This is a genomic window from Stenotrophomonas sp. KH_029, assembly GCF_057839765.1.
Genome location: NZ_CM174498.1, coordinates 3,793,079 through 3,808,642, shown reverse-complemented (window position 1 = coordinate 3,808,642; position 15,564 = coordinate 3,793,079). Strand labels below are relative to the sequence as shown.

Sequence of the window (15,564 nt, the reverse complement as noted above, 5' to 3'; positions counted from 1 at the left end):
GTGGGCGCGGCTGGCAAGGCCTGGGCTGGGCTGCTGCTGGCGGTGGTACTGATCGGCGCCTTGCCGGGCGTGCTGTATCTGCTCGGCCTGGCCAGCGTCCACGCGCTGCCGCAGCCGGCCGCCGTTGCACCGACTCACCGCGCCGCCTGCGATGACACGCCGCGAGACGGGGTCGAGGCAATGAATCCCTGGGGCCACACTGTCGAACTGCTTACGCATTCGATGAAGAAAATCGCGCCGGTGCATCGCGAAGCATCATGGGTGGCAGCCCGGCACCTGATGCGTGGGCCGCGTATGCGCATGGGGCAGTGGCACCTGGCCAACGCCGCACTGACCACCTGGATCACCCGGCACTGGACGGCCACGCAGATCGCCGATACCGCCCGGCTGGAGGAATTCTGCCAGGTGCGCAATCGCCCTAGCGCGGCGGCAGCGCGAACATCAGGATGACGCACAGCGCTAGCAGGCCCACCAGCACCCAGCGCAACCCCTCCGGTGGCAGGAAGCCGAACAGGCGCACGTCCTGCCCGTCGAAGCGGTAGCCGCACGTCGGGCAGCGCACCACCATCTGCACGTTTCGGGCAGTGATGGCATTGAAGAACATCGGCACGCCGCTGCGAAACAGAGCCTTGCGCGAATCGAAGCGCGTTGAACAGCGCGGGCAGGTTTCAAGGTTGCTCATGCGGTCGGCCCCTGGTGGGTGTCGGTCGGTTGCCTTGGTCGCCGATCCTCGCGGTCGTCCCCAAAGATGATCCGTGCGCTGCGCTGGTAGCTCCAGTACGCCACGGCCCAGTTCAGCAGCACCACCAGGCGGTTGCGGAAGCCGATCAGGAAGAACACGTGCGCGGCCAGCCAGAACCACCAGGCCAGCACGCCGGACAACTGCAGCCGGCCCAGGTGCACGATCGCGGCCATGCGCCCGATCGTGGCCAGGTTGCCGAAGTCCTGGTACTTGAACGGGCCCGGCGCGGGTTTGTTTTCCAGCCGCGCGCCGATGACCGCCGCCACGTGCCTGCCCATCTGCTTGGCCGCCGGCGCCACGCCGGGCACCGGCCTGCCGTCGGCCTGGCTGAGCGCGGCCAGGTCGCCGGCGACGAAGATCTCCGGGTGGCCGTCGATGGTGAGGTCCGGCTGCACCGGCACGCGGCCGGCGCGGTCCAGCGGCACCTCCAGGGTGCGTGCCAGCGGCGAGGCGGCCACGCCGGCGGCCCAGACCACGGTGCGCGCCGGCACGAACTGGCCGCCGAGCTGGAAGCCGTCGCCGTTGATGTCGCTGACCGGGGTGCCGGTGAGCACTTCCACGCCCAGCTTTTCCAGCTGGCGGCGCGCTTTCAGCGACAGTACCTCGGGGAAGGTCGACAGCACCCGTGGGCCGGCTTCCACCAGCCGCACCTTGGCGCTGGCCGGGTCGATGTGGCGGAATTCGTTACGCAGCGTGTGCCGGGCGATTTCGGCCAGGGTGCCGGCCAGCTCCACCCCGGTCGGGCCGCCGCCGACCACGGCAAAACTCAGCCAGGCCGCCTTGCGCGCCGGGTCCGGTTCGGCCTCGGCGCGCTCGAAGGCCAACAGCAGTTTGCGGCGCAGTGCGATCGCATCGTCGAGGGTCTTCAGGCCGGGCGCGTCGGCGGCCCACTCGTCGTGGCCGAAATAGGCATGGGTGGCGCCGGTGCACAGCATCAAGGTGTCATAGCCGAGCTGGCTGCCGTCGGCCAGGGTGATCTGCCGGGCCTGCTTGTCGATCGCGGTGACCTCGCCCAGGCGCACTTCGACGTTGCGCTGGTCGCCCAGAATGTGGCGCAGCGGTGCGGCGATATCCGGCGCGGACAGCCCGGCGGTGGCCACCTGGTACAGCAGCGGCTGGAACAGGTGGTGGTTGCGGCGGTCCACCAGGGTGATGCGGATGCGCGCCCTGGCCAATGCACGGGTGGCCCAGAGGCCGGCGAAACCACCACCGATGATGACCAGGTGGGGCAGGGGATCGCGGGTCATGCAAGGACTCCTTGGCGGGGGCCGGCCCTCCGGCCCCATGGGTTCATGGTCGACACCGCCTATCCTCGCACGTGAAGCGGGGTGTTCACCTGGATGGCCGATACTGGGTTCAGGGGCCGTCGCGCTTGCCGGCGGCCGATCCATCCCCGTGCTGGAGAGTGATGATGACCGAACCGGAAAAGCGCATCGCCCTGTTGATCGATGCCGACAACGCACCCTCATCCAAGATCGACGTGGTGCTGGCCGAAGTGGCCCGTTACGGGGTGGCCAATGTGCGCCGCGCCTACGGCAACTGGAAGAGTCCGCGGCTGAAGGGCTGGGAATCGGTGCTGCATGCCTATGCGATCCGCCCCATCCAGCAGTTCGCCTACAGCCGCGGCAAGAACGCCTCGGACATGGCGATGGTGATCGATGCGATGGACATGCTGTACGCACGCAACCTGGACGGCTTTGCGATCGTGTCCAGCGATGCGGATTTCACCCCGCTGGTGATGCGGCTGCTCACCGATGGGGTCAAGGTGTATGGGTTTGGCGAGAAGAAGACGCCGGAGCCGTTCGTCAATGCCTGCTCCAAGTTCACCTACCTCGAAGCGCTGGGACAGGGCCACGCCACCGACCCGGAGGTGGAGCAGGACAACGAGGAAACCCGGCCGCGCAAGAGCGGGCCGGAATTGCGCAACGACACCCGGCTGGTGCAGATGCTGCGCCGCGCGGTGACCTCGGCCGAAGCCGAGGATGGCTGGTCGCACCTGGGGCCGGTGGGCAGCCAGATCGGCAACCAGGCCTCGTTCGATTCGCGCAACTACGGCTACGGCAAGCTCAGCGAACTGCTGGCGGCGACCGGGTTGTTCGAGATGAAGAAGGAAGGCAAATCCACCTACGTGCGCGCGCTGCCGAAAAAGAGCGCGGCCAAGCCGGCCAAGTAGGTGCGGCGGGAGCGGCGCAATCCGCCCCTGGTAGGGTCGGTCGCCACACGACTGCCGACAGTCCTGCCGCGCGCGGTGGCGCATGACAACTGTCGACATGGCGCGGGGCGTGCGGCGCCGGCTTCGTTGGCCTGCCGCGCCGACATCGAACGTCGGCCGTGCACCGGCCGGCCAAGGGCCAACCCAACCGTGGGCCGACCGGCGTATCGTAGCGCCATCGCGCGGCCCGGCGCCGCCTACCTTATCCAACCGCGAGAAACCAACCATGCTGAAAATCTGGGGCCGCCACAATTCCAGCAACGTGCGCAAAGTGCTCTGGTGCGCCGAGGAAACCGGGGTGCCGTATGAGTCGATCCAGGTCGGTGGTGCATTCGGCGGCACCCAGTCGCCGGAGTACCGCGCGATGAATCCCAACGGGCTGGTGCCGGTCATCGAAGACCATGGCCTGCCGCTGTGGGAGTCCAACACCATCGTGCGTTACCTGGCCGCGCGCTATGCGCTGGGCACGCTGTACCCGGAGGATGTGGTCGAGCGGGCGCAGTCGGAAAAATGGATGGACTGGACCACGTCGACATTTTCCGGTGTGTTCCGCGACCTGTTCTGGGGCACGCTGCGCACCGCCCCGGCCGACCGCGACGAGGCACGCATCGGTGCGGCCCTGGTGCGGTCGGGCGAGCTGCTGGCGATGGCCGACGCGGCACTGGCACGGCAGCCGTGGCTGTCCGGCGAACGGTTCGCGATGGGCGACATCCCGCTGGGTGCGTTCGCCTATGCGTGGTTCGAAATGCCGATCCAGCGCCCCGACCTGCCGCACCTGGCGGCCTGGTACGAACGCCTCAAGCAGCGCCCGGCCTACCAGCGCGGCGTGATGACCGAATTGACCTGAAGCGCGTGCCGACCAACGGTCGGCACCTACCGGGCCTGCGCTATTCGCATCAATGTGCGCCCGGATCTGTATTGAGGCTCGGCCTCAATACAGATCCGTCGGATCCACATCCAGCGACCAGCGCACCTTGCGCGCCTGCGGCAGCGCATGGATCTGCGGGGTGATCTGGTCGAGCACGGCATGCAGCGGGCGCCGCGAGGGCGCCGACAGCAGCAGCTGGGTGCGCTGGTAGCCGGCGCGGCGCGGCATCGGTGCCGGCATCGGGCCATAGCGTTCCACCGCGGCATCCTCGGCGATCAGCGCGCGCACCGCCGCGAGCATGGCATTGGCATGCTCCACCTGCTGCGCTTCGGCACGCAGCAGGGCCAGGTGCGCGAACGGCGGGAAGCCAGCCGCTTCGCGCTGCTGCAGTTCGGCCTCGGCGAAGGCGTGGTAACCGCCGTTGACCAGGGTCTCCAGCAGCGGATGGCCGGGGTGGTGGGTCTGCAGCCAGACCTCGCCGGGGTCGGTGGCGCGGCCGGCACGGCCGGCCACCTGGATCAACTGCTGGGCCAGTTTTTCGCTGGCGCGGAAATCGGCCGAGAACAGCCCTTCGTCGATCCCCACCACCACCACCAGGGTCAGCTTGGGCAGGTCGTGGCCCTTGGCCAGGATCTGCGTGCCGACCAGGATGCCGGCGCGGTCGCCCAGCGCGGCCAGCTGGGTTTCCAGCGCGTCGCGGCGGTGGGTGGTGCCGCGGTCGATGCGGATCACCGGATAGTCGGCGAACGCCTGCAGCAGATGTTCTTCCAGCCGTTCGGTGCCGATCCCCTGCGGTTGCAGGGCCAGGCTGCCGCAATCGGGGCAGGCCAGCGGGGCCGACTGGCGCGCGCCGCAGTGGTGGCATTGCAGGCGGCGGCCGCCGGCGTGCACGGTCATCGGCGCATCGCAGCGTTGGCAGGGTGCGGTCCAGCCGCAGTCGTGGCACAGCAGCACCGGCGCATAGCCACGGCGGTTCTTGAATACCAGCACCTGGTGGCCGGCCTGCAGGTGGTCGGCGATGCCCTGCAGCACTTCCGGCGACAGCCCGTCGCGCAGCGGCCGCTTGCGCACATCCAGCACCCGCACCCGCGGTGGCCGCGCCTCGCCGGCGCGCACCTTCAGGCGCAGGTGGGCGTAGCGCCCGGCCTGGGCGTTGTGCAGCGATTCCAGCGACGGGGTGGCACTGCCCAGCACCACCGGCACGCCCAGTGCCTTGGCCCGCACCAGCGCGAAGTCGCGTGCGTGGTAGCGGATGCCGTCCTGCTGCTTGTAGCTGCCATCGTGTTCTTCATCGACCACGATCAGCCCGGCATTGGGCAGCGGGGTGAATACCGCCGAGCGCGTGCCGACGATCACCTGCGCCTCGCCACGCGCCGCTGCCGCCCAGACCCGTGCGCGCTCGTTGTCGTTCAAGCCCGAATGCAGCACACGCACGGGAATGCCCAGGCGGTTGCGGAAGCGCGACAGGGTCTGCGGGGTCAGCCCGATCTCCGGCACCAGCACCAGTGCCTGGCGGCCGCGCGCCAGGCAGGCCACGATCGCCTGCAGGTAGACCTCGGTCTTGCCGCTGCCGGTCACGCCATCCAGCAGCAGCGCGGCAAAGCCGTCGGTGGCGGTGATCGCCGCGATGGCGGCGGCCTGTTCGGGGTTGGGGACCGGACCCGGCCGGGTGCTGGGTGGCACGGCCTGGTGTTCCAGCGCGACCCGCTCGACCAGCCCGCGCTTGGCCAGCGCCCGCGCGGCGGTACGCCAGTCGTCGATCACCCCATCCAACTGGTCCTCCTCGACCACGCCCTCGGCCAGGCAGGTGGCCAGCCGCTGCGGGCGGGTGCCGGCGCGCAGGCGGGTGCCCGGGTCGCGCCCGGCGGCGGTCAGCTGCCAGCCCCAGCGGTGGGTGTCGGGCAAGGCCTCGCCGCGCCGCAGCGGCGCCGGCAGCGCGGTGCTGACCACCTCGCCGAGCGGGGCGTGGGTATAGCGCGCCAGCCACTGCAGCGACCCCCACAGCTCGCCGGCCAGCAGCGGCTCGGTATCGATCCAGTCCAGCGCGGCGCGCAGGGTGCCGCCATCGGCCACCACCCCGATATCGGCGACCACCCCGACCAGTTCGCGCGCGCCGAACGGCACCCGCACCCGGCGCCCGACCATGCCCGGATGCGGGGCCTGGCCCGGCGGCGGGGCGTAGTCGAACCACTGCGGCAGCGGGACCGGCAGGGCGACGCGCAGGGTCGGCGCATTCAGCAGGGGCGCGGGGCCGCCGCTGAGCGACAGGAGGGGGGCCGGATCGGAACGGGGCATCGGACCAGTGTAGCGGTCCGACCGGGCCCGGGTTGCGCGTCTGGATGGCGGCCATGCGTCGGGCTGGACAACCTAAATCCCACCTAAATATAGGTTCTGATGGGAGATTCAGGCTTATCCACATCTTCTGTGGATAAGTCTGTGCGCCACTCTCGATCCGGGGGCGCTGGGTCAGGAAGTTCCGACCTTTGGCTCAACTTGGTCAAAAAATCGCCACACAACAATGTTCAATAAAAACAAAGCGATAGCTGTGAAACAAAGTTGAAACACGGCGGCGGGGCAGTACAACCGGGGTTGCCCAGCGGTTTTTCTTGATGCTGTGCACAACCTGCGCCCGTTGCAGCCCCATCGGCAGGTGCCGGCCTTCACGCGCGGCCTACATCGGCATGCCCGGCAGGCAATGCAATCGCTATCATTTCCGCACTTGATGGAGTTGCTATGACGGCTGCGACCGCCCCCGTTTCCTCTACCGCAGCCGGCGCGCTGTCGGCGTTCCTGCGTGGCGTTGAGCGCCGTGCCCTGGTGGTGGCCGAGCTGCAATGCGGCGACCCGACCGTGGCCGAACAGGCCCTGGTCGCGGTGATGCGGGCCTTTGCCGGGATCGCCAGCGACGTGCCGATGGCGCAATGGCCGGACCGTTTCTGGATCCTGCTGGCACACCGCAACCCGGTCCGCAGTCCAGCCGCTGGAGGCCAGTGGCCGCCGGAACTGGCGCACCTGCCGGCGCTGGCGCCGCCGGCCCGGCTGGCCCTGCTGCTGCGTATCGGCGGCGGCCTGGACGAGGCCGCCGCCGCGCAAATCCTGGACCTGCCGGTGGCCGACTACCAGCAGGCACTGGCCGAAGCCTGTCCCCGCGATGCCCACGGGCAGCCCGATGCCGGCCGCTGGCGCGCGCTGGCCGAACAGGTGCAGCAGCGCCTGCGCGAGCTGCCGTTGGCGCGCCTGCAGCGCCTGCAGCAGCCGGTTGCCGCTACGGCTGCGGCGGCGCCCGATGCCGCGTCCTGGCGGACCCCGGCCCGGCCCGCAGCCACGTCGGCCCGGCCCCGTCGACGCGGGCGCGGCCTGCCCTGGAAGGGGATGTTGATCGTGCTGGCCACCGCCGGCGTGCTGCTGGGCGGGGCGGCGTGGTGGAAGCATGCGCACGACGGTGCCGACCCGGCCGCCAGCGTGCCTGAGGGCGCCGTTGGCGATGCCGGCCCGGTGCAGGTGGAGCGCCTGCCGGCCGAAGACCTGCCGGTGACTGCCCCGGCCGACCCGGCGCATGCCGCCAGCGATGCGGCGATGCTGGCCGACCCCGAGCTGGGGCTGGCCCGCGATGCCGACCTGTATGCCTGGTTCGCCGCCGGCGGGCCGGTGCCGGTGGATGAATCGCAACCGCAGCCCAGCCGCCCCGAACCGGCCGCCGCCGGCCTGGAGACCACCGCTGATGAGTAAGCCGCTGCTGCTCGCCCTTGGCCTGGGCATGACGCTGGCCGCGCACGCTGCCCCCGAATCGGTGGCGCTGCCGCTGCCGGTAGCGCAGGGCGTTGCGCCGGCACCGGCCGGGGTGCCGGCGATGCCGGCCACGCCGGCGGTGCTGGACCCGGCCCAGTTGGCCGACCTGCGCCACCGCTATGCCCTCTGGCAGGCCCTGCCTGCCGCCGAACGCGCCGCCGTGCACGCCGCCGCGCAGCGCATGGCGGCCTTGCCACCGGCCCGGCAGCAGGCCCTGCGTGAGCAGTTCGCTAACCAGGACCAGCGCTTCCGCGCCGGCTGGTTGCTGGGCCCGCAGCTGGGCCAGTGGTTCCCCAAGCTGCAGGGCTTGTTCGGTTACCTGCCGGCCGGGCAGCGCGATGCGGCCCTGGCCAGCCTGCGCCAGCTCAACGCAGACCAGTTGGCACAGCTCAGCCTGGTGGCGCAGCGCACGCCCCCGCAGGACCGCGATGCCGTGCGCGCGCAGTTCCTGGCGCTGGCGCCGGGCGCGCGCGATGCATGGTTGCAGCAGAACGTGGGGCACTGACGGCGGGCATCGGGCTCCGTGCGCGGGCCGCCGCCGGGCGCGGCGGTGACGACGCCGGTTGTCGATCACGACAGCGCCGCCGTCCACCCTGCCGCAGCGGCAGGCATTCACCGGCGATCATGGGTTTTGTCACGCCGCACGCGTAAGATGGCCGCCTGCAACCCGGTGCCTGTGCCCTCCGCGCGCGACCGCAGTTGCCGTCCGTGATCCCATGTCCATCGCTACCCCCACTCCGCGCCTTTCCCGGGAAGTGCGCGCCACCGGCCTGCTCGCGCTGCCGCTGGTCCTGGGCCATGTTTCCACCGGCCTGATTTCCTTCGTCGACAACGTCATTGCCGGCCACCACGGCACCCAGACGCTGGCGGCGGTCACCATCGGCACCGCGCTGCTGTGGCTGCCGATGCTGATCCCGATCGGCACCCTGATCTCGCTGACCGCCTCGGTATCGCAGCTGCATGGCGCCGGCCGCGACCGCGAGATCGGCCCGCTGTTCCGCCAGGCGCTGTGGCTGGCGCTGGGCCTGGGGCTGATCATGTTCGCCTTCCTCAGCGTGGTGCCGCCGCTGCTGCCGGCCTTCGGCATCGCCGCGGACATCGTGCCGGGCGCCACCGCTTTCCTGCATGCGGTGCGCTGGGGCGGGCCGGCGCTGACCCTGTACTTCTGCATGCGCTACCTCAGCGAAGGCATGCACTGGACGCTGCCGACCATGATCCTGGGCTTCGGCGGCCTGGTCATCCTGGCGCCGCTGGGCTACATCCTGTGCTACGGCAAGTTCGGTTTCCCGGAAATGGGCGCCGAAGGGCTGGGCATCGCCTCGGCGACGATGATGTGGATCCAGGCGATGTGCTTTGCCGGCTACCTGTGGACGACCAGGCGCTTCGCCCACCTGCAGCTGTTCTCGCACTTCGAGCTGCCGCGCGGGTCGGCGATCTGGGACCTGCTGCGTACCGGCCTGCCGATCGGCATCACCGTGCTGATGGAGGGCGGGTTGTTCATCGTCACCGCGCTGCTGATCGGGCGGCTGGGCGCGACCGAAGCGGCCTCGCACCAGATCGCGATCAACGTGGCCCAGCTGTGCTTCATGATCCCGATGGGCGTGGCCGAGGCCACCACCGTGCGCGTGGGCCATGCGGTCGGCAGCGGCAACGGCCTGGGCGTGCGCCGCGCGGCGATCGCCGGGCTGCTGATCATCCTCGGCACCCAGACCCTGTCGGCGCTGGTGCTGCTGCTGGGCCATGACGCCATCGTCGGGGTGTATACCGCCGACCTGGGCGTGGCCGCGCTGGCCTCCACGCTGCTGCTGTATGCCGCCGCGTTCCAGTTCCCCGACGGCATCCAGGTGCTGTCGGCCGGCGCGCTGCGCGGCCTGAAGGACACCCGCGTGCCGATGTTCATCGCCATGTTCTCCTACTGGGGCCTGGGCATGCCGCTCGGCGCCGGGCTGGGACTGGGGCTGGGCATGGGCCCGCAGGGCATGTGGCTGGGCCTGATCCTGGGCCTGACCGCCGCGGCGATCCTGATGGCTTGGCGGTTGCGCGTCAGCGCCCGCCGTGTCGCAACCACCCCCGACGCCGACGGTGCCGAACCGCACTGCCTGACGACCCCCTGACTTGTGTCCGATGCCGGCCCGCCCGGCAGCGGCTATGCTGGCACCACGGCAAGAAGCCAATTGGAGTTTCCCCCATGAACCAACCCGCGCGTCGCAATCCTGTCGCCAGCTTCTTCATCGGGCTGTGGGATGTGATGAACTTTACCCGCAGGCTGATCCTCAACCTGATGTTCTTCGGCCTGCTGTTGCTGGTGCTGATCCTGTTCGTCGTGGCGATGGGCAAGGGCGCCAGCTCGGGCACCTCGCTGCAGGAGCGCACCACGCTGGTGATCGCGCCGGAAGGGCGGTTGGTCGAGCAGTACAGCGCCGATCCGGTCAGCCGCGCGCTGTCCAAGGCCGTGGGCGACAACAGCGCCGAGGAAGTGCAGCTGCGCGACCTGATCCGTGCGATCGAAGCGGCGCGCGATGACAAGAAGATCGAGCGGGTGGTGCTGGAACTGGACAAGCTGCAGCCCAGCGGCTTCGCCTCGATGCGCGAAGTGGTGGCTGCGTTGCAGGGCCTGCGCGCCTCCGGCAAGCAGGTCGTGGCGTTCAGCGAGAACATGAGCCAGTCGCAGTACCTGCTGGCCGCGCAGGCCAACGAGGTCTACCTGGACCCGATGGGCGGTGTGGTGCTGGAAGGCCTCGGCCGTTACCGCCAGTATTTCCGCGCCGGCCTGCAGGACAAGCTGGGCGTGGACGTGCACCTGTTCAAGGTGGGCGAGTACAAGTCCGCCGCCGAGCCGTACGTGCTCGACGCCGCCTCGGCGCAGGCCAAGGAAGCGGACCTGTTCTGGATGAACGATGTGTGGCAGCGCTACCTGGGCGACATCGCCAAGGCCCGCAAGCTGGACGCCGCGCAGCTGGGCGCCGGCATCGACACCATGCCCGAGGGCATCGCCGCCGCCGGTGGCGACCTGGCCAAGTTCGCCCTGCAGCAGAAGCTGGTGGACGGCCTGAAGACCCGCGAGGAAGTCGAGGACCTGCTTGCCGACCGTGGCGTGGCCGATGAAGACGCCGATGGCGGTTTCCGCAGCGTCAACCTGGATGCCTATCTGTCCGTGCTCGATACCCGCCGTTCGCCGGTGGATTCGCGTCCGCAGGTGGCGGTGATCGTGGCCGCCGGCGAAATCGCCGGTGGCGACCTGCCGGCCGGCCGTGTCGGCGGCGTGTCGACCTCGGCGCTGCTGCGCGAAGCGCGCGACGACAAGGACGTGAAGGCGGTAGTGCTGCGGGTGGATTCGCCGGGCGGCGAAGTGTTCGCCTCCGAGCAGATCCGCCGCGAAGTGGTGGCGCTGAAGGCTGCCGGCAAGCCGGTGGTGGTGTCGATGGGTGATCTGGCCGCCTCCGGTGGTTACTGGATCAGCATGAACGCCGACCGCATCTATGCCGACCCGTCGACCATCACCGGTTCGATCGGTATCTTCGGCATGATCCCGAACGTGGCCCGTTCGCTGGACAAGATCGGCGTGCACACCGACGGCGTGGGCACCACCCGCTTTGCCGGCGCCTTCGATATCACCCGCCCGATGGACCCGGCCGTAGGCCAGGTGATCCAGTCGGTGATCAACAAGGGCTACGCCGATTTCACCGGCAAGGTCGCCGATGCGCGCAACAAGCCGGTCGAAGCGGTCGATGAAGTGGCCCGTGGCCGCGTGTGGAGCGGTGCGCAGGCCAAGGAGCGCGGCCTGGTGGACGAATTCGGTGGGCTCAAGGCGGCCGTCGCCGATGCGGCCAAGCGCGCCAAGCTGGGCGGCGTCGACAAGGTCCGCGTGCGTTACATCGAGAAGGCGGCCACGCCGTTCGCGCAGTTCATGAGCGGCTTTGCCGGCAGCCGTGCCGGTGCCTGGATGCTGGGCGAATCGGGCATGGCCCGGCTGATGCTGGCCCGTTCGATGCCCGAACTGGATACCCAGCTGCGCTTCGTCGAAGATGCCGCCCGCGACCCGCGCAGCAGTGCACCGGTCAAGGCACTGGCCTATTGCTTCTGCGGGTTCTGATCGCGGCAGGCCACGACCGTGGGTCGTGGTCCACCCAGCAGGCATGAAAAAGCCCGGCCAATGCCGGGTTTTTTTGTGGGCGTGTCCGCCGTCGCCGGGATGGCGTTGGCTCGGTAGCGCCACGCCATGGGTGGCTGCTCTTCGATCACGCACCGCGCGCAGCCACCCATGGGGTGGCTCTACCGGGAGGCCTCGCCTTCGGCTTCGTCGGCCGCGCGGGTGTCCGGCGCCTTTTCCAGCGTCTCGCGCGCGGCCTTGGCCTTGTCCAGCGGCTGCTGCATGGCATCGCGCAGCGCCCCGGCCTGCGGTTCCGGCGGTTTGTCCGGTGCCGGCGGCACCGGGCGGTTGCAGCCAGCCAACGCCAGCAAGGTGGCCAGTGGCAGGACAGCTCGGATGTTCATGGCACGCTCCTCGATGGGCCGGGGAGCGCAGTTTCGCACCGTTGCGCCAGCCGGTGTGTGATGGGCGTGGCGGCCGTGGCCGACCCTGCGCGGGCGCTGCGCTATCCTGACCATCGCGCGGTGCATGGTGTGCCGCGCAGGCACCGCGGGGCCGGGGCCCCACGCAGGAGAAGCATGTGAGCGCGCAACGTTGGCGGTTGGACGGACAGACCGCATTGATCACCGGCGCCAGTGCCGGCATCGGCCTGGCGATCGCACGGGAACTGGTCGGCCTGGGCGCCGATCTGCTGATCGTCGGCCGCGACGCCGATGCGTTGGAGATGGCCCGCGACGAACTGACCGATGCCCATCCCGACCGCCAGATCCATGGCCTGGCCGCGGACGTGTCCGATGACGAGGACCGTCGCGAGATTCTGGACTGGGTCGAAGACCACAGCGATGGCCTGCACCTGCTGATCAACAACGCCGGCGGCAACATCAGCAAGCCGGCCACCGAATACACCGAAGACGAGTGGCGCGGCATTTTCGAGACCAACCTGTTCTCGGCCTTCGAGCTGTCGCGCTACGCGCACCCGATGCTGGCCCGGCATGCCGCCTCGGCGATCGTCAACGTCGGCAGCGTATCCGGCCTGACCCATGTGCGCAGCGGCGCGGTGTACGGCATGACCAAGGCGGCGATGCACCAGATGACCCGCAACCTGGCGGTGGAGTGGGCCGAGGACGGGATCCGGGTCAACGCGGTGGCGCCCTGGTATATCCGCACCCGACGCACCTCCGGCCCGCTGTCGGACCCGGACTACTACGAGCAGGTGATCGACCGCACGCCGATGCGCCGTATCGGCGAGCCGGAGGAAGTGGCTGCCGCGGTGGCCTTCCTGTGCCTGCCGGCGTCGAGCTATGTCACCGGCGAATGCATCGCGGTGGACGGCGGATTCCTGCGTTACGGGTTCTGACCGCAGCGCCCGGCAGCGACCGGGCGTGGGCGCGCGGGCAGGAACCGCCCTTGGTCGGCGCGGGAACGATGACGGTAGGAACCGACCGTTGGTCGGTTCGCGTTGCCGGTAACACGGCGCTACCGCAGGCGCGTCACCCGCCGCCGGTTCCGCCTCAATCGGGAACCGCGCAGTCGCTGGCGGCCAGTAGTGCCTGCAGCCGTTCGCGCTCGGTGGTGGCGGCCGGGCGGTTCTCCGGTGCGGCGAAACGTTCGCTGCCGCGGGCATCGCGGAAGCGTTGCTGCCAGCTGCTGCAGCGTTGCGGCTCGGGCACCGCCTGGCACTGATCGCGGATCACCTCGCAGCCGGCGGCGTTGGCGGGGGTGTTGCCGCCCAGGCCGGTGACCTGCATCAGCACGCAATGCGGCGGCGCCGGCTCGCGTTCGTGCAGGTAGCGGCTGCCGTCGGCGCCCTGGCACTGGTAGATCTCCGGCAGCGGCAGCTTGGCCGGGGCATCGGCCGGGGCCGCTGGCGCGGCCTGCTGCCGGGCCTGGCGGCGCAGCACGTCGCTGTCGAGGATGGCGTTGCCCGCATCGGCTGGGTTGGCGTCCGCGCCGGCCTGCAGCGCCGGCAGCGCGGTGGGTTCCAGCGTGGTCGCGGTGCTGGTGGCCGGTGCCTGCACCGGGGGCGCGGGCAGCCGCTGGATGCGCTGGCTGCTGCCGGGCGGACAGGGCGTGTTCTGGATGGTCAGCGCGTCGTTGGCGGCGGTGCAGCGAAAGAACACCACCTCCTCGGCCGAGGCCGGCAGGCAGACACAGATCAGCAGGAGCCACCACGGTTTCATCGGCGCAGTGTAGAACGCCGCGCTAGTTGCAGTCGCGTTGCAGCCGCGCGTCGATGCCGCGTTGTTCGCGGTCCAGCGTGGTGCGTTCGCTCTGCAGCGCGCTGTTGTAGCGCCGGATCAATTCCCAGCGGCGGTCGCGCAGGCGCGAGCAGACGTCAGTGGGCGGCAGCAGCGTGCACTGGTCGCGGACCAGCACGTTGCCGGCCGGCACCGCCACGCCGCTGTAGCTGCCCGGGTAGGCCTGGCCGCCACCCTGCCAGCGGGTACTGCCGCTGCCGATGCTGACACTGCCGCCTACCTGCGCGCCGCCGCCGGAAACCGACAGCGCGCCGCCGCTGGAGGTGACCGAGCCGCTGCCCATCGGCATGATCGGCGGCAGCGGGCGCGGCGGTGGCGTGCCGCCGCCTTCGGGCGGCGGCGGACGGTGGTGGTGGCCGTGGCCGGGGCCATAGGGCCGGTACACGTTGGTCCAGATCGCCACCCAGCGCGGGTTGCCCTCGCCGTTGTCGCTGGTGTAACGGCTGCCGTCGTCGCGGGTGCACTCGTACATCGGCTGTGGCGGCTGCACATAGACGTGGCGTACTTCGCGTTGCGGCGCGGCCGGTGCCGGCGGGCTGGCCGGGTCGGCGTCGCTGCGCACCGCCCGCGGCGGCGGATCGCGCGGGCGCTGCATGTCGCGCACTTCCTGGCGCCCATTGCTGCATGGCGCATCCTGCAGCGATACCGTGCCGGTGCTGCTTACGCAGCGGTAGATGCGTACATTGCCGGCGTCCTGGGCAGCCAGCAGCGGCGGGCTGGCTGCGATCAGCAGCAGGGACAGGCACAGGGCAGGATGACGGGGCATGGCCGCAGTGTGCAGCTTTATCGACACCCACGCAAAACCCGGGCCGGGCTCAACTGCGCAGGATCTGCCCGGTGAGCGCGTCGCGGATCGGGGTGGGCTGGGCCAGGCCGCCGGTCTGCCCGTCCAGTACGCCATCGAGCAGCGGCAGCAGGGCCGGGTCCAGCCCGGCGCGGGTCAGTGCCGGTGGCTTGCCGGCCAGGTTGGCGCTGGTGGACACCAGCGGGCCGCCCCAGGCCCGGCACAACGCCGCCACCAGCGGGTGGGCGCTGATCCGCACCGCAATGCCGCTGTGCGCGCCGCTGATCCAGCGCGGTGCCTGCGGGCCGGCCGGCAGGATCCAGGTATGCGCGCCGGGCCAGCTGGCCAGCACGTCGGCCTGGCGTGCCGGCGGCAGCGCCTGCAGGCGCACCCAGCCCTCCAGTTGCGACAGCTCGGCGGCGACCAGGATCATGCCCTTCTCGACCGGGCGCTGCTTGAGCTGCAGCAGTTTCATCACCGCCGCTTCGGCGCCCGGATCGCAGCCCAGCCCCCAGACCGCTTCGGTTGGGTAGGCGATCACGCCGCCGGCACGCAGCACGGGCAGGGCGGTGTCCAGGGTCAATAGGTTCATGGCGGTAGCAGGCCGGGTGGGGCCTGCATTATCCGCCTGCGCGGTGCAAAGCGCAGAGGCGCGGCTTCGACGAGCGTTCAACGTCGGTTGCGATATGTGGCCGTGAGGCCCGGCTGCAGGAGGTTGTGCCGCGCGGCGCGCGGTCTCCACGCGCGGCGTGGATCTACCCTCATTGCTACGTGCAGCCAGGCACGGCTGGTGATCCTGCCGCGGCTTCGTCAGGCGCCGT

15 protein-coding genes are annotated in these 15,564 nt (G+C 70.3%); 8 read left to right on the top strand and 7 right to left on the bottom strand.

Translation table 11 applies throughout. The features are described 5' to 3' along the window. Entirely contained in the window at positions 1-450 is a 450-nt protein-coding gene (locus AC3ITM_RS17115) for a hypothetical protein (protein ID WP_489266731.1), read from the top strand. Here AC3ITM_RS17115 and AC3ITM_RS17110 read toward each other — a convergent pair. Beyond that, positions 419-682, bottom strand: a complete 264-nt coding sequence (locus tag AC3ITM_RS17110; RefSeq protein ID WP_489266730.1) for a hypothetical protein — start codon at positions 680-682, stop codon at positions 419-421. The genes AC3ITM_RS17115 and AC3ITM_RS17110 overlap by 32 nt on opposite strands. Continuing rightward, positions 679-1,989 carry an NAD(P)/FAD-dependent oxidoreductase gene (locus AC3ITM_RS17105; protein ID WP_489266729.1) on the bottom strand — a complete coding sequence of 437 codons (1,311 nt, stop codon included), beginning with the start codon at positions 1,987-1,989 and terminating at the stop codon, positions 679-681. Before AC3ITM_RS17105 ends, AC3ITM_RS17110 begins: the two co-directional genes overlap by 4 nt. A gap of 164 nt (positions 1,990-2,153) precedes the next feature. Here AC3ITM_RS17105 and AC3ITM_RS17100 point away from each other — a divergent pair, with 164 nt between their 5' ends. Together AC3ITM_RS17100 and AC3ITM_RS17095 are read left to right on the top strand one after the other, a co-directional pair. After that, a complete protein-coding gene (locus tag AC3ITM_RS17100; RefSeq protein WP_489266728.1) occupies positions 2,154-2,915 on the top strand; it encodes an NYN domain-containing protein in 762 nt (253 codons plus the stop codon). Between the two features lie 265 nt (positions 2,916-3,180). Beyond that, on the top strand, positions 3,181-3,801 hold the full coding sequence (locus AC3ITM_RS17095) for a glutathione S-transferase family protein (RefSeq protein WP_489266726.1): 621 nt from the start codon (positions 3,181-3,183) through the stop codon (positions 3,799-3,801). A gap of 84 nt (positions 3,802-3,885) precedes the next feature. On the opposite strand, the gene AC3ITM_RS17090 is transcribed toward AC3ITM_RS17095, so the two are convergent. Continuing rightward, a complete protein-coding gene (locus AC3ITM_RS17090) occupies positions 3,886-6,060 on the bottom strand; it encodes a primosomal protein N' (RefSeq protein ID WP_489270130.1) in 2,175 nt (724 codons plus the stop codon). A gap of 495 nt (positions 6,061-6,555) precedes the next feature. On the opposite strand from AC3ITM_RS17090, the gene AC3ITM_RS17085 reads away from it, so the two are divergent. The 4 genes from AC3ITM_RS17085 (at position 6,556) to sppA (ending at position 11,704) form a co-directional block, all read left to right on the top strand. After that, complete coding sequence (locus AC3ITM_RS17085; RefSeq protein ID WP_489266725.1) at positions 6,556-7,551, top strand: hypothetical protein; 996 nt, start codon at positions 6,556-6,558, stop codon at positions 7,549-7,551. Next, positions 7,544-8,116, top strand: a complete 573-nt coding sequence (locus AC3ITM_RS17080) for a DUF3106 domain-containing protein (protein WP_489266724.1) — start codon at positions 7,544-7,546, stop codon at positions 8,114-8,116. Before AC3ITM_RS17085 ends, AC3ITM_RS17080 begins: the two co-directional genes overlap by 8 nt. A 211-nt stretch (positions 8,117-8,327) precedes the next feature. Then, positions 8,328-9,725, top strand: a complete 1,398-nt coding sequence (locus tag AC3ITM_RS17075) for an MATE family efflux transporter (RefSeq protein ID WP_489266722.1) — start codon at positions 8,328-8,330, stop codon at positions 9,723-9,725. Between the two features lie 74 nt (positions 9,726-9,799). Further along, positions 9,800-11,704, top strand: a complete 1,905-nt coding sequence (gene sppA, locus AC3ITM_RS17070; RefSeq protein WP_489266721.1) for a signal peptide peptidase SppA — start codon at positions 9,800-9,802, stop codon at positions 11,702-11,704. Positions 11,705-11,883: 179 nt separating this feature from the next. Here the strand turns inward: sppA and AC3ITM_RS17065 are convergent, their stop codons facing one another. Beyond that, the gene (locus tag AC3ITM_RS17065; protein ID WP_489266720.1) at positions 11,884-12,105 is read right to left on the bottom strand and encodes a hypothetical protein; all 222 of its coding nucleotides are present in this window, start codon (positions 12,103-12,105) and stop codon (positions 11,884-11,886) included. Between the two features lie 176 nt (positions 12,106-12,281). On the opposite strand from AC3ITM_RS17065, the gene AC3ITM_RS17060 reads away from it, so the two are divergent. Continuing rightward, positions 12,282-13,058 (top strand): SDR family oxidoreductase, encoded by a 777-nt coding sequence (locus tag AC3ITM_RS17060; protein WP_489266719.1) that lies wholly within the window; start codon positions 12,282-12,284, stop codon positions 13,056-13,058. A 154-nt stretch (positions 13,059-13,212) separates the two neighbouring features. Here the strand turns inward: AC3ITM_RS17060 and AC3ITM_RS17055 are convergent, their stop codons facing one another. Genes AC3ITM_RS17055 through tsaC form a run of 3 tightly spaced genes read right to left on the bottom strand, consistent with a single transcriptional unit; the run spans position 13,213 to position 15,335 of the window. Continuing rightward, on the bottom strand, positions 13,213-13,881 hold the full coding sequence (locus AC3ITM_RS17055) for a hypothetical protein (RefSeq protein WP_489266718.1): 669 nt from the start codon (positions 13,879-13,881) through the stop codon (positions 13,213-13,215). 22 nt (positions 13,882-13,903) lie between these two features. Then, positions 13,904-14,725 carry a DUF4124 domain-containing protein gene (locus tag AC3ITM_RS17050; protein ID WP_489266717.1) on the bottom strand — a complete coding sequence of 274 codons (822 nt, stop codon included), beginning with the start codon at positions 14,723-14,725 and terminating at the stop codon, positions 13,904-13,906. A gap of 49 nt (positions 14,726-14,774) precedes the next feature. After that, positions 14,775-15,335, bottom strand: a complete 561-nt coding sequence (gene tsaC / locus AC3ITM_RS17045) for an L-threonylcarbamoyladenylate synthase type 1 TsaC (protein WP_489266715.1) — start codon at positions 15,333-15,335, stop codon at positions 14,775-14,777. Between the last annotated feature and the right edge of the window lie 229 nt (positions 15,336-15,564).